The sequence below is a fragment of the Agrobacterium leguminum genome, assembly GCF_015704895.1.
GTDB classification, from domain to species: domain Bacteria; phylum Pseudomonadota; class Alphaproteobacteria; order Rhizobiales; family Rhizobiaceae; genus Agrobacterium; species Agrobacterium leguminum.
On sequence record NZ_JADQWB010000007.1, the window covers coordinates 239,737 to 252,399 of the forward strand.

Sequence of the window (12,663 nt, forward strand, 5' to 3'; positions counted from 1 at the left end):
CAGATTATCTTTTTCGCGCCACGATATAAGGCCGCTTGTCATTGCCCTTTGTCGCGTGGAATTCCGTGGCCAGAATGTCGAAGCCTCCGGCTGTTATATGCCGGCTCAACTCGGTGGCGGTGAAGATGCCGGCATAGGGCGCCTTGCCGATTGCGCGCATGGCCGGCAACACAAGGCGGATGAGTGGGTTCATATCGCCGACGCAGGGTGTCTTGGTGATGAGAAGCCCCTGCGTGGCGAGCAGGGAATGGATGTGCTGCAATGTACCGGGCAGGTCACGGACCAGATGAAGATAATTGAAACCCAGAACCGCGTTAAACTGCGCGGGGTCGGGCACAAGCGTTTCCACGGTCGCCATGCTGAAAACAAGGTTGGTGAGAGAGCCGGCGGCGTGTTTTCTTTCCTCGGCAATCGCAATCATGTCGGCGGAAATATCCGTCGCAAGATAATTTTTGACGCCGCCTGCCAGCCGGATTGCCGTTGTCCCGGTGCCGCAGCCCAGTTCCAATACCCTGTCATCCGGTTTCAGCAGGGCGAGGGTCCGTTCCAGCGTGCGCACATATCCGGTTTCGTCCGAAATCTTGCCCCCGGCATATTTCCGGGCAGACCGGTTCCAGAAACGGGCGTCGTCGGCAATGCTCATGGTGGATGCTCCCCGAACCCCACGCTTTCGCGGCACGCGGATCTGATTTCACCCCGTATCCATATCCGTTTTATTTGAAGCTTTTAAGCCGCATCCTCAAGCCCGGCCGTGTCCTTCCTGCGGAACTGGCTGGGCGGCGCGCCGAGCACGCGTTTGAAGGCGCGGCTGAAGGAGGCTTCGGAATCGTAACCGAGCTTTTCCGCCGCCAGTGTCACGCGCATGCCTTCGCGCAGCCACAGTCGCGCCTGATGCATGCGCACGCGCACCACATAACGGGCCGGGCTTTCGCCGACCACGCGGGTGAAACGTTCCGCGAAACTGGAGCGGGATGCGCCCATCAGCGAGGCAAGCTCCTCCACGCTCCAGTCCTTTTCGGGATTGAGGTGGATGGCGGCCAGCACCCGCCCGAGTTCGGGATTGCGCACGGCGGCCAGCCAGCCGCTGGAATCGCCGCAGCCATATTCCACCCATGTGCGGATCAAGGTCGCCGTCAGCACATCGGCAAGCCGTGCCAGAATGCCGCCCGCGCCGACGCGGTTCAGTTCCACCTCGCGCGTCATGGCTTCAAGCAGATGGGGGATAGCCGGGTCGCTTTTGGCCAGATCGCTGGTCAGCATCACATCCGGCATCAGCTGCAGCAGCGGGTGCAGATTGTCCATGTTGAAACGCATCGAGGCGGTAAAGGCGACGGTATCGCCGCCGGCGCTCGCGCATTCCATGTCGAAGATGCCCTGGCAGACTTCCTTCTTGCCGAAGCGGTCGAAAAGGGTGGGCTTCACATCCTCGCCGCTGCCCAGCACATGGGCGTGCCCTCGCGGCAGAAGCACGGCGTCACCGCAGGTCAGCGTCAGCCATTCGCCGGAAGGTTTCAGCAATTTCGCCTGACCGACGCCGATGAAATGAAACCGCGCGGCTTCCTGTTCGGGAAAGGCCGTCGCCCAGGGCGTGGCCATGCGGCATCGGCCGTATTCGACGCCGTCGAGCCTCAGGCCACGCAACATTTCGGTCAGGGCATCATTCATGGCTTGCTCGCAAATTCGGATTTTTGGTTAAGGAATATGGATTTTCTAGCATGGAAACGCCGGGATGTCACGCATAGCTTATGTGCATCGATTTGCGGTTGTTGAACCGGACTCCCACCGGTTTCACCATTTCGCCTTTCCGTTTCAGGACGCATTCCGGGAATGCGCATCAGGAGATTTTCATGAACAACCGGACCATAAACGAGCTTGAATATGTGCCGCGCAAGACAGAGCCGGATGCGAAATGGGCGGCCGTGGTTTCGCTTTCGCTCGGCGTTTTCGGGCTGGTGACGGCGGAATTCCTGCCGGTCAGCCTTCTCACGCCGCTTTCGGCCGATCTCGCCGTCAGCTCCGGCATCGCCGGTCAATCCATCACCGTTACGGCGCTGGTCGCGGCGGTCGCCGGCCCCGGCGTCGTCATCGGCACACGCAGCATCGACCGTCGCTGGACATTGCTTGGTCTGACCACGCTGCTGATCATTTCCAGCACGCTGGCCGCCTTCGCCAACGGTCTTTTCATGCTGTTCGCCTCGCGTGTCCTGCTCGGCATCGGCCTTGGCGGTTTCTGGGCCATGTCGGCGGCGCTGGCGCTGAGGCTCGTGCCGCTTGAGAAGATGCCACGCGCCATGGCCATTATCCTGACAGGGGTTTCGGTTGCCACCGTCTGTGCAGCGCCGGTGGGCGCGTGGATCGGCGCGACGCTTGGCTGGCGCTCGGCCTTTGTCGTTGCGGGTGCACTCGGTGTCATCGCACTTTTCGTGCAATTGCTCACCGTTCCGTCGCTGCCGCCGGCTGGCGCACCCGGTCTTTCCACAATGTTCCGCCTGTTGCAGCGGCCGCAGGTCCGGATCGGCCTTCTGACGACGCTGTTCATCGTTGCGGGTCACTTTGCCGGTTTCACCTATGTCCGTCCATTCCTGGAGGATGTGACGCTTCTTGGCGTCGAGGCGATTTCCCTCGTCCTTCTGGTTTATGGTGTCAGCGGCTTTTTCGGCAATCTTTTCGGCGGTTTCCTCTCCGAGAAAAACACGGCATGGGCAGTGACGTTCGCCGCGACTCTCATCGCGGCATCGGCCTCCGTTCTGGTCGTTGCGGGTGCTTCGCCCCTCGTTGCGGGTCTTGCCATCGCCTCCTGGGGTTTTGCCTTCGGTGCGCTTCCGGTCAGTGTGCAGAGCTTCATCACGCGGGCCGCTTCCGATGAAGCGGAAAGCGCCGGTGCGCTGCTGCTCACCACGTTCCAGATCGCCATTTCCAGCGGTGCGGTTCTGGGCGGCCTGCTGATCGATCTTCAGGGGGCGACGATGGTCTTCGTCTTCGTGGCGATTGCCGCCCTTCTCGGCGCATCGCTGATGGCGTCGCGCCGTGGCGTGGTGCCGCAGGTCGAGGCATCGCAGGGGTAATTGGTTGGAGAAAACGGACCCGCATTCCTGCGGGTCCTACTACTCCTCAAACCGTCTTGATCGCCTTCTGCGTCCGGTCTTTACCGACCTCGATCACGTGGCGCATGGCTTTCACCGCCGCATCCGCGTCACGCGCCGCAATCGCATGCACGATACGCAGATGATTGGACGCGATTTCGGCGATGGTGCCAGGCGAAGCGGCCGGCGAAGAGAGCTGGAAGGAAATGGCAAGTGCTGCTTCGATCAGCCCGCTTGCCGAGCGCATGAAGGGGTTGCCGGACATATGCGCCACGGCAAGGTGGAATTCGAGATCGACCTTGGCGATGCTTTCGGGCGTATGTTTAGGATTGTCGAATTTGGCGGCGATGACGTAAAGCGAAACGATATCGTCATTGGAGGCCTGCAGGGCCGCTGCTGCCGCCGCCGCCGGTTCCAGCGCCAGGCGGATCTCCGCCAGATGCGTGACGAATTCCTGGTCTATGCCGGCCTCGCAGCGCCAGCCCAGCACATCCGGATCGAAGAAGTTCCAGCTTGAGCGGTCGAGAACGCGGGTGCCGACCTTCGCCTTGGGCTCCACCAGCCGCTTGGCCGCCAGCGTCTTCATGGTTTCGCGCAGCACGGTGCGCGAGACGCCGAAGCGCATGGAGAGTTCCGCGTCATTGGGCAACAGGGAGCCTTCCGCAATTCTGCCCGAGACGATGGCGCTGCCGAGTTCGGAGACCACATGGGCGTGGCTGTTCCGGCGTTTTCGCCCGCTTATCGTCGTTTCGAGCAGCCCCAAGCAAGCCTCCCTTGGCAATTATGCCGGATGCGGTCCGGCCAGTCTCCTGTTTGAATACCAGATGATTGCGCGCTGCAACACGATGAAGATGAAAAGCAGCACACCGATGACGATTTTCGTCCACCAGGAGGAAAGCGTCCCGTCAAAAACGATGTAGGTCTGGATCAAGCCCTGTATCAGAAGGCCGATGAAGGTTCCTGCCACCAGCCCCGTGCCGCCGGTCAAAAGCGTGCCGCCGATGACGACGGCGGCGATGGCGTCGAGTTCAACGCCCACCGTCGCCAGCGAATAACCTGACGAAGTGTAGAGCGTATAGACGATGCCGGCGAGGCCCGACAGGAAACCGGAAAGCGCATAGATGCCGATGGTCGTCGCCCCGATCGGCACGCCCATCAGCTCGGCCGATTGCGGATTGCCGCCAAGCGCATAGACATTGGCGCCGAAGCGGGTGCGGCTGGCGATCAGCATGCCGGCGGCGAAGACGAGAAGCATCAGCATGGCCAGTGCCGTCAGCCTGCCGCCGCCGGGAAAGCGGTAATAAAAGCCCTGTATCGCATCGATGAAGGGATGCGAGATCGGCACGGACTGGGTGGAGATGAGGTAAGCCGCGCCGCGCGCCAGAAACATGCCCGCCAGCGTCACCACGAAAGGTGGGATCGACAGGAAGCGGATCATCGCCCCCATCAGGCAGCCAAACAGCGTCGAGACAACCAGCACGATGGCGAAGGCGAGCAGCGGGTGGATATTATAGGTGCCGACCATGACGGCGACGAAGACGCTGGTAAAGGCGATGACTGAACCGATGGACAGATCGATGCCGCCCGACAGGATGACGAAGGTCATGCCGACGGCCGCGATGCCGAGGAAGGCATTGTCGGTCAGAAGGTTGCCGATCACCCGCGTGGAAAAGATCGCCGGATATTGCAGCACGCAGAGGAGATAGGCGATGACGAAGATCGTCAGGGTGGTGAGGAAGGGCAGGTTGCGGCTGTGGATCATCGCGCGGTTCCTTCCTTGGTCATGCCATTGGTGGCCGCCGGTTTGGCGTGTGGCTTCGGCGCTTTCACGAAGCCCAGCACCGTCATGATCGCCGGCGATTGTAGCGTCAGCACCACCATGATGATGCCGGCCTTGATGATGAGGTTGAATTCCGGCGGAAAGCCCGAAACGAGAATGCCGGTATTGATGGTCTGGATGATCAGCGCGCCGATCAGCGAGGCGGTGATGGAGAAGCGCCCGCCATTCAGCGACGTGCCGCCGATGACTACCGCCAATATGGCGTCCAGTTCCAGCCAAAGCCCGGCATTGTTGGCATCCGCGCCGCGAATATCGGCAGTCACGATCATGCCAGCGATGGCCGCGCAGAGGCCGGAAACCGCATAGACGAAAAACAAGAGGAAACGGGCCCGTACGCCGGCAAGCGCTGCCGCGCGACGATTGATGCCGGTCGCCTCGATCAGAAAACCGAGCGCGCTCTTGCGCACCAGAAGCCCGATCAGCAGCGCCGCCGCCACCCAGATGATGACGGGCAGCGGAATGCCCGCAAACGAGCCGGAACCGATAGCGGAAAAGCTGTCATTGTTGAAGGTGAGAATGACGCCTTCGGTAATGAGCTGGGCGATGCCGCGCCCTGCCACCATCAGGATCAGCGTGGCGATGATCGGCTGGATGTCGAGAAGGGCGACCAGCACGCCGTTCCAGAGGCCGCAGGCGATGCCGACGGCAAGCGAGATGACGATGACGGAAGGAATGGAATGGCCATTGCTGATGAGCGTGGCCGCGACCGCGCCGCAGATGGCGATGACGGCGCCGATGGAAAGGTCGATGCCCTTGGTGGCGATGACCAGCGTCATGCCGATGGTCAACAGCGCGACCGGTGCGGCGCGAACGAGAATATCCACCAGACTGCCATAGAGCCGGCCGTTCTGGAACGAGACATGCAGGAAACCCGGCGAAAGGATTGTAATCGCTGCCAGAATGATGAAGAGCGCGGCAAGCTGGGGAGCAAGCCTTTTGAAGCGTCGTGTCACAGCCACCATCACGCCGCCTCCGTTTTCGCCGCATCGGCAATCGCCCGCATGATGTTGTCGGCGGTCACCTCGCCGCCCTTCAATTCGCTGACATGGCGGCGGTCGGAGAGCACGACGACACGATGGGCGACGGCGGTAAGCTCTTCCAGCTCGGAGGAGATGACGACAAGCGACATGCCCTCGCTGCAGAGTTTTTCGATCATTTTCAGGATTTCCGCATGCGCGCCGATATCGATGCCGCGTGTCGGCTCGTCGAGGATCAGAAGCCGGGGATGGGTGGCGAGCCAGCGCGCCAGAATGGCCTTCTGCTGATTGCCGCCGGACAGGAATTTGATCGGCCGGTCAGGGTCGGCCGGGCGGATATCCAGCGACTTGATGAAGCTTTCGGCAAGCTCAGCCTTCTGCCGACGCGAGAGCGGCCGTGCCCAGCCCTGCCGCGCCTGAAGCGCCAGCGCGATATTATCGGTGACGGAAAAGTCGCCGATGATGCCGTCCGTCTTGCGCTCTTCCGGACAGAAACCGAACCCGGCCGAGATGGCGGCTTCAGGAGACGAAATTGCCGCCGTCTTTCCATCGATTGTCGCCGTGCCGGTATCGGGTCGATCGATGCCGAACAGCAGGAAGGCGGTCTCGGTTCGGCCGGAGCCAAGGAGACCGGCGACGCCGACGATCTCTCCCGGCCGGATGCCGAGATCGAAAGGCGCGATGCTGCCGCGTTTGCCGTAACCTTCGAAACGGATCGGCGGCTCGCCCTCGGCAACCGTATCTTCGGTCGCCTGATGGTCATGGGTAATGTGCTGAAGTTCGCGACCGAGCATCATGGAAATGAGTTCGGACCTCGGCAGGCTGCCGATATCGCGGGTGCCGACGAGGCGGCCATTGCGCAGCACCGTCACCCGGTCGGCGATATCATAGACCTGATTGAGGAAGTGGGTGATGATGACGATGCCGATGCCGCGGGCGCGCAGGTTTTTCAAAACCCCGAACAGCATCTCGACTTCATGGGCGTCAAGGCTGGCGGTCGGTTCGTCCAGCACCAGCACCTTGCCGGAAAGATCGACGGCGCGGGCAATGGCGATGATTTGCCGGATGGCGACGGAATAGCTTGAAAGAAGCGCGTTGACGTCGATGGAAAGCCCGTATTGCGCAAGCAGCGCCTGCGAATTCTTCTGCATCGTGCTGCGGTCGATCAGCCCGAAGCGGCGCGGTTGGCGCCCAAGAAACAGGTTTTCGGCAACCGTCAGGTTTTCGAGAAGGTTCACTTCCTGATAGACCGTGCCGATACCGAGCGCCTGCGCCTCGCCCACATTGGCGGGCGAAATCTCGCTGCCCTCCAGAAAGATCGAACCGCTGTCGCGGTGATAAACGCCGGTCAGGATCTTGATGAGCGTCGATTTGCCCGCGCCGTTTTCGCCGAGCAGGGCATGGATTTCACCGTGCCCGAGCGAAAAATCGACGCCATCGAGCGCCGTGATCCCCAGAAAGGATTTGCCGATGGCGCGTGCTTCCAGAAGTGGTGCCGTTTCGGACATTGAGCAGGTTCCGTATCGAAATGGGTCTCGGTGGAGTGATCGCGTAAGGCGAGGCGGGTTTCTTCTCCCCGCCGGGGAGAAGGTGGCCCGAAGGGTCGGATGAGGGGGCTAGCTCTCGGTCTATCGCTACCCTCGCCCCCTCATCCCGCTGCCGCGGACTTCTCCCCGGCGGGGAGAAGAACAAGCGGCGTCCGCCCGCTCCATACGCGATCATTTTGCAGACTGAATCGGAGAAGTCTCCCTCTCTTCAGCAGAAAGAAACGGCGCAAACCATGCGCCGTTCCTCACGAAACAGGGCTCAGTAACCCAGACCCTTCTTCGCCTCGTAGACCTTCATCGGGTCGTCGGACGCCGTGTAGAGCTTGGATTCGGTCTGAATCCATTTCGGCGGGGCCTTCTTGTCCTTCAGATAGGCTTCGAGCGCGTCGAAGGCGGGGCCGGCCATGTCAGGCGTCAGTTCGACGGTGGCGTTGGCTTCACCGGCCGCCATGGCCTTGAAGATATCAGGTACGGCATCGATGGAAACGACCTTGATGTCGGTTCCGGGCTTCAGACCGGCTTCCTTGATCGCCTGGATCGCGCCGACGGCCATGTCGTCATTATGAGCGTAGACAGCACAGATATCCTTGCCGCCGCCTTCGGCCTTGATGAAGCTTTCCATCACTTCCTTGCCCTTGGTGCGGGTGAAGTCACCCGTCTGCGAGCGCGCGATCTTGATGTTCTTGTGCGAGGCAATCGCCTCTTCGAAGCCCTTCTTGCGGTTGATGGCGGGCGAAGAGCCGGTTGTGCCCTGCAATTCAACGACCTTGCAGTCCTTGGAACCGACATCCTTGACTAGCCAGTCGCCGGCAACCTTGCCTTCATGAACCTGATCGGAGGTCACGGCGGTGAGGTAAAGATCGTCCGAAGCCTCGATCTGGCGGTCGAGCAGGATGACAGGGATTTTTTCTTCCTTGGCTTCCTTCAGCACGGCGTCCCAACCGGTTGCGACGACCGGAGCGATCAGGATCGCATCGACGCCCTGCGCGATGAAGCCGCGAACGGCCTTGATCTGGTTTTCCTGCTTCTGCTGCGCGTCGGCGAATTTCAGCGTGACGCCGCGCTTCTCCGCCTGCTGCTTGGTGACGGTTGTTTCAGCCGCGCGCCAGCCGGATTCCGAACCGATCTGCGAAAAGCCGACGGTAAGCGATTGTGCGGAAACACTGGATGCAAGGCATGCGGAAACGGCGACAGTGAATGCCGCAAGAGCTTTTCTCATCTTATCCTCCCAGAGATGATGTCAGCGTGACGGCGACACTATGAGCATATAGTAATACTCTTGAAAAGTGGTTTTTTGGCCTTTTCGCAATTTGGCTTTCACGAACTGCGGCTAAATTTTGTCATAAAATACAATGAATCAATGGGTTGTGTGGAAATCAGTTATACTCTTTCCCTGTCTGGATACGCCGAAAATGGTCCGTGACGTGGCTTGACAGCCAATGACGGCATCTAATAGTAATACAAATAAAGAGATCAGACTGAGGCGGAGTGCCGGGCCATCGGGCCAGACGCATTCCGGCAAGGCAGGGAGGAAGAGGCCGTTGCGCGACACCGGTATCATCGTAAATGCCGAAAAATATTCGGCTAAAGCCGAAGAACAGCTCCAAATCACTCGTCTGGGGCTGCTCTGTCGGTTATGCGTGATCTCCGAAAGCTGATTCCATTTTCCTTGCGCACAACATAAGCTTGTCGCATTTCGTAATATTTTACCGTTGGCCACTTCCGGCTGGAGACCCGCATCATGACTACATCCGACAATCTTCCCGCAACCCAGGGCAAGGGAGGCAAGCTTCGCTCGCGCGCGTGGTTCGACAATCCCGCCAACGCGGATATGACTGCGCTTTATCTCGAGCGTTACATGAACTTCGGTCTGAGCCAGGCCGAGCTTCAGTCCGACCGCCCGATCATCGGCATTGCGCAGACCGGCTCGGACCTTTCACCCTGCAACCGTCACCATCTGGAACTGGCGAACCGCCTGCGCGAAGGCATCCGTGAAGCGGGCGGCATCGCCATCGAATTCCCGGTGCATCCGATCCAGGAAACCGGCAAGCGCCCGACCGCCGGTCTCGACCGCAACCTTGCCTATCTCGGCCTCGTGGAAGTGCTGTACGGCTATCCGCTCGATGGCGTTGTCCTCACCATCGGCTGTGACAAGACCACGCCTGCCTGTCTTATGGCGGCGGCCACCGTCAACATTCCGGCCATCGCCCTTTCCGTCGGCCCCATGTTGAACGGCTGGTTCCGTGGCGAACGCACCGGTTCCGGCACCATCGTCTGGAAGGCGCGCGAATTGCTGGCGAAGGGTGAGATCGATTACCAGGGCTTCGTCAAGCTCGTCGCTTCGTCGGCTCCCTCCACCGGTTACTGCAACACCATGGGCACGGCGACGACCATGAACTCGCTGGCCGAAGCGCTCGGCATGCAGCTTCCGGGCTCCGCCGCCATTCCGGCGCCTTACCGTGACCGTCAGGAAGTCTCCTACCTCACCGGCCTGCGTATCGTCGAAATGGTCAAGGAAGATCTGAAACCATCAGACATCATGACCAAGGACGCCTTCATCAACGCCATCCGTGTCAATTCGGCCATCGGCGGCTCCACCAACGCGCCGATCCACCTGAACGGCCTTGCCCGCCATGTCGGCGTCGAGCTGACCGTGGATGACTGGCAGACCTATGGCGAAGACGTGCCGCTGCTCGTCAACCTGCAGCCGGCCGGTGAATATCTCGGCGAGGATTATTACCATGCCGGCGGTGTTCCTGCGGTCGTCAACCAGCTGATGACACAGGGACTGATCATGGAAGACGCCATGACTGTCAACGGCAAGACCATCGGCGAAAACTGCCGTGGCGCGATCATCGAAGACGAGAAGGTCATCCGCCCCTATGAACAGCCGCTCAAGGAGCGCGCCGGCTTCCGCGTCCTGCGCGGTAACCTGTTCTCCTCCGCCATCATGAAGACGAGCGTGATCTCGGAAGAGTTCCGCAACCGTTACCTCTCCAACCCGAACGATCCGGAAGCCTTCGAAGGCCGCGCCGTGGTGTTCGACGGTCCGGAGGACTACCATCACCGCATCGACGATCCGTCGCTGAAGATCGACGCCAACACCATCCTGTTCATGCGTGGCGCCGGTCCGATCGGTTATCCGGGTGCGGCGGAAGTGGTGAACATGCGCGCGCCGGATTATCTTCTGAAGGAAGGCGTCAATTCTCTGCCCTGCATCGGCGACGGCCGCCAGTCCGGCACGTCGGGCAGCCCGTCCATCCTCAACGCTTCCCCGGAAGCGGCGGCCGGCGGCGGTCTTGCCATTCTGCAGACGGGTGACCGCGTCCGCATCGATGTGGGCCGCGGCAAGGCGGATATCCTGATTTCCGGCGAGGAACTGGCCAAGCGTTACGAGGCGCTTTCCGCCGAGGGCGGTTACAAGTTCCCCGACCACCAGACGCCATGGCAGGAAATCCAGCGCGGTATCGTCAGCCAGATGGAAACCGGCGCGGTTCTGGAACCGGCCGTGAAGTATCAGCGTATCGCCCAGACCAAGGGCCTGCCGCGCGACAACCACTAAGGCAAGGCCGTTTCGTCCGACCGCTTTTTAATCAGCCCCGGGGTAAAACCCGGGGCTGAAACATTTTGAATACCGTGCTTCGCAACCGCGTAAACCGTGCGAGTGGCCGAAGAGCGCGATAGCATCATTGCTTACCTGCCTACTTCTCCGATGGGGCTGGCGGCTTTCCCAGATATGGCAGGAAGAACATGTACAGCCCGCTGAAAATAAGCAAAGTCAGCGGAATCAGCGGAGCAAAGACGATCATCGGCGGTGTCGGGCCGAAGGCCATCGAAGCGAAATTCGCCAGAATGGTAATGGTCAGCAGAATGCCCAGCCACCGATGGCCCTGCCTTATCCAGTTTCGCAAGATCAAAATCGCCCCCAAGAAAAAGCATCCATGATGGAATATGACACATCGGCGCTTCAGCGGGCCTGAACGAGCTTCCAGCCATTGCCGGAAGGATCGCGAAAGCTCGCATCCACCGAGCCGTAGCGGGCGATCGGTTCCTGGGTGAATTCGACGCCGCGTTTGTGCATGGCGTCAAAGGCTTTCTGGCAATCCTCGACCACCAGAACCAGCGGCGGCATGGCGCCTTTGGCCACGGCTTCGTTCAGATCCTGCGCCGTCGCCTCGTCAACGGTCGGGGCCTGCGGCCGAAACAGGCCCAGCTGGAAATCCGGCTGGTCCGGGTGCTGCACGGTCAGCCAGCGATAATCGCCGTTGCGTGCGTCCGTATGCAGACGAAATCCGACTTTTTCGACATAAAATTGCAGCGCTTCGTCCTGGTCATGAACATAAAGCCCGACAAGTTGAACACCATTTTTCATGAGCTATCTCCCTTTCACTCACCGTGCCTACCGCTTTCCGTTCGCCGGCGCTTCTCCGAAACTGCGATTGTGAGATGGGGACGATGTGCGGCGCTGACGAAGCAATGGGGAACATGCTCAAGGTCGGCAGGCAAAAGCCGCATCCTGCGCCGCAATTCACTCGGGTTTTCCCCCGTCACGTCGCGGAAAACACGGCCGAACGTGCCGATGCTGTTCCAGCCGGTTTGCAGCGCGATCTCGATGACCGGAAGGTCCGTGTCACGCAACAGCGCCACGGCGCGCTCCACCCGGCGGGTCAGCAGATAACGGTGAGGAGGTATGCCGAAAGCATCGCGAAACGATCTCGCGAAGTGCGCCTGCGAGGCGCCGCTGACGCTTGCAAGACGTGAAACAGGCCACGCCTCATGGGGCGCCGCGTCCATATGATCCTTGGCCCGCAGAAGGCGGCGCAACAGTTGCAAGTCTCTGTTCGCAGAGTTCTTTTCGGGCCGGCGCATGCGGCAATCATTGAATGAACCCGCGGTCCTTGGCAAGGTTCATGCCTGCAAGCCGCTGTGAGTGGCTCAGATCACCGGGTAAAGCGACCAGAAGAACAGTTCATATTCCTGATCGCGGTCATCGTCGTGCGACTCGTCATCGGGTCTGCGCGGTGTTTTGTCCTGAAACTCGGTCTCCACCCGCTCATTGACGACGGGCATCCTTCGGCCGATGCCAAAGAGGTCAAAGGAGAGCATATTGAACCCTGCTACCATGGCCATTTCCCTTCTTCACGCGAGTTAACGTAGCGTTAAGTTTCGCGCGTTGCCATGATTTCGTCAAGATTGGCCGAGGAATTTGTCTACCA

Annotated in this window: 13 protein-coding genes; 2 read left to right on the forward strand and 11 right to left on the reverse strand. The window is 60.5% G+C overall.

The window, feature by feature from the left end; translation table 11 throughout:
* Positions 1–4: 4 nt before the first annotated feature.
* Together I3J13_RS13340 and I3J13_RS13345 are read right to left on the reverse strand one after the other, a co-directional pair.
* The gene (locus I3J13_RS13340; RefSeq protein ID WP_196379102.1) at positions 5–643 is read right to left on the reverse strand and encodes a class I SAM-dependent methyltransferase; all 639 of its coding nucleotides are present in this window, start codon (positions 641–643) and stop codon (positions 5–7) included.
* Between the two features lie 83 nt (positions 644–726).
* Complete coding sequence (locus tag I3J13_RS13345) at positions 727–1,665, reverse strand: AraC family transcriptional regulator (RefSeq protein WP_142780380.1); 939 nt, start codon at positions 1,663–1,665, stop codon at positions 727–729.
* A 182-nt stretch (positions 1,666–1,847) separates the two neighbouring features.
* On the opposite strand from I3J13_RS13345, the gene I3J13_RS13350 reads away from it, so the two are divergent.
* Positions 1,848–3,065: an MFS transporter gene (locus I3J13_RS13350; RefSeq protein WP_196379103.1), complete on the forward strand. Its 1,218-nt coding sequence runs from the start codon at positions 1,848–1,850 to the stop codon at positions 3,063–3,065.
* Between the two features lie 46 nt (positions 3,066–3,111).
* On the opposite strand, the gene I3J13_RS13355 is transcribed toward I3J13_RS13350, so the two are convergent.
* The 5 genes from I3J13_RS13355 to ytfQ form a co-directional block, all read right to left on the reverse strand.
* Entirely contained in the window at positions 3,112–3,846 is a 735-nt protein-coding gene (locus I3J13_RS13355; RefSeq protein WP_003523755.1) for a FadR/GntR family transcriptional regulator, read from the reverse strand.
* An 18-nt stretch (positions 3,847–3,864) separates the two neighbouring features.
* Positions 3,865–4,845 (reverse strand): galactofuranose ABC transporter, permease protein YjfF, encoded by a 981-nt coding sequence (yjfF, locus tag I3J13_RS13360; protein ID WP_196379104.1) that lies wholly within the window; start codon positions 4,843–4,845, stop codon positions 3,865–3,867.
* The gene (locus I3J13_RS13365; protein ID WP_196379105.1) at positions 4,842–5,885 is read right to left on the reverse strand and encodes an ABC transporter permease; all 1,044 of its coding nucleotides are present in this window, start codon (positions 5,883–5,885) and stop codon (positions 4,842–4,844) included. The genes yjfF and I3J13_RS13365 overlap by 4 nt, the downstream gene beginning before the upstream one ends.
* Complete coding sequence (locus I3J13_RS13370; RefSeq protein WP_196379107.1) at positions 5,885–7,408, reverse strand: sugar ABC transporter ATP-binding protein; 1,524 nt, start codon at positions 7,406–7,408, stop codon at positions 5,885–5,887. Before I3J13_RS13370 ends, I3J13_RS13365 begins: the two co-directional genes overlap by 1 nt.
* A gap of 298 nt (positions 7,409–7,706) precedes the next feature.
* Positions 7,707–8,666, reverse strand: a complete 960-nt coding sequence (gene ytfQ, locus I3J13_RS13375; RefSeq protein ID WP_020809449.1) for a galactofuranose ABC transporter, galactofuranose-binding protein YtfQ — start codon at positions 8,664–8,666, stop codon at positions 7,707–7,709.
* Positions 8,667–9,188: 522 nt separating this feature from the next.
* Here ytfQ and I3J13_RS13380 point away from each other — a divergent pair.
* Complete coding sequence (locus I3J13_RS13380) at positions 9,189–11,009, forward strand: IlvD/Edd family dehydratase (RefSeq protein ID WP_196379108.1); 1,821 nt, start codon at positions 9,189–9,191, stop codon at positions 11,007–11,009.
* Between the two features lie 139 nt (positions 11,010–11,148).
* Here I3J13_RS13380 and I3J13_RS13385 read toward each other — a convergent pair whose 3' ends face one another.
* The 4 genes from I3J13_RS13385 to I3J13_RS13400 form a co-directional block, all read right to left on the reverse strand.
* Entirely contained in the window at positions 11,149–11,376 is a 228-nt protein-coding gene (locus I3J13_RS13385; protein ID WP_196379109.1) for a hypothetical protein, read from the reverse strand.
* Positions 11,377–11,414: 38 nt separating this feature from the next.
* Positions 11,415–11,819, reverse strand: a complete 405-nt coding sequence (locus I3J13_RS13390) for a VOC family protein (protein WP_003523747.1) — start codon at positions 11,817–11,819, stop codon at positions 11,415–11,417.
* 14 nt (positions 11,820–11,833) lie between these two features.
* On the reverse strand, positions 11,834–12,316 hold the full coding sequence (locus tag I3J13_RS13395; RefSeq protein WP_196379110.1) for a helix-turn-helix domain-containing protein: 483 nt from the start codon (positions 12,314–12,316) through the stop codon (positions 11,834–11,836).
* Between the two features lie 66 nt (positions 12,317–12,382).
* Positions 12,383–12,577: a hypothetical protein gene (locus tag I3J13_RS13400; protein WP_003523745.1), complete on the reverse strand. Its 195-nt coding sequence runs from the start codon at positions 12,575–12,577 to the stop codon at positions 12,383–12,385.
* Positions 12,578–12,663: the final 86 nt, after the last annotated feature.

Coding starts and splice junctions, on each gene's coding strand:
- I3J13_RS13390 (WP_003523747.1), bottom strand. CDS start 11,819: ATGAAAAATGGTGTTCAACTTGTCGGGCTTTATGTTCATGACCAGGAC.
- I3J13_RS13340 (WP_196379102.1), bottom strand. CDS start 643: ATGAGCATTGCCGACGACGCCCGTTTCTGGAACCGGTCTGCCCGGAAA.
- I3J13_RS13345 (WP_142780380.1), bottom strand. CDS start 1,665: ATGAATGATGCCCTGACCGAAATGTTGCGTGGCCTGAGGCTCGACGGC.
- I3J13_RS13395 (WP_196379110.1), bottom strand. CDS start 12,316: ATGCGCCGGCCCGAAAAGAACTCTGCGAACAGAGACTTGCAACTGTTG.
- I3J13_RS13370 (WP_196379107.1), bottom strand. CDS start 7,408: ATGTCCGAAACGGCACCACTTCTGGAAGCACGCGCCATCGGCAAATCC.
- I3J13_RS13365 (WP_196379105.1), bottom strand. CDS start 5,885: ATGGTGGCTGTGACACGACGCTTCAAAAGGCTTGCTCCCCAGCTTGCC.
- I3J13_RS13350 (WP_196379103.1), top strand. CDS start 1,848: ATGAACAACCGGACCATAAACGAGCTTGAATATGTGCCGCGCAAGACA.
- yjfF (WP_196379104.1), bottom strand. CDS start 4,845: ATGATCCACAGCCGCAACCTGCCCTTCCTCACCACCCTGACGATCTTC.
- ytfQ (WP_020809449.1), bottom strand. CDS start 8,666: ATGAGAAAAGCTCTTGCGGCATTCACTGTCGCCGTTTCCGCATGCCTT.
- I3J13_RS13380 (WP_196379108.1), top strand. CDS start 9,189: ATGACTACATCCGACAATCTTCCCGCAACCCAGGGCAAGGGAGGCAAG.
- I3J13_RS13400 (WP_003523745.1), bottom strand. CDS start 12,577: ATGGCCATGGTAGCAGGGTTCAATATGCTCTCCTTTGACCTCTTTGGC.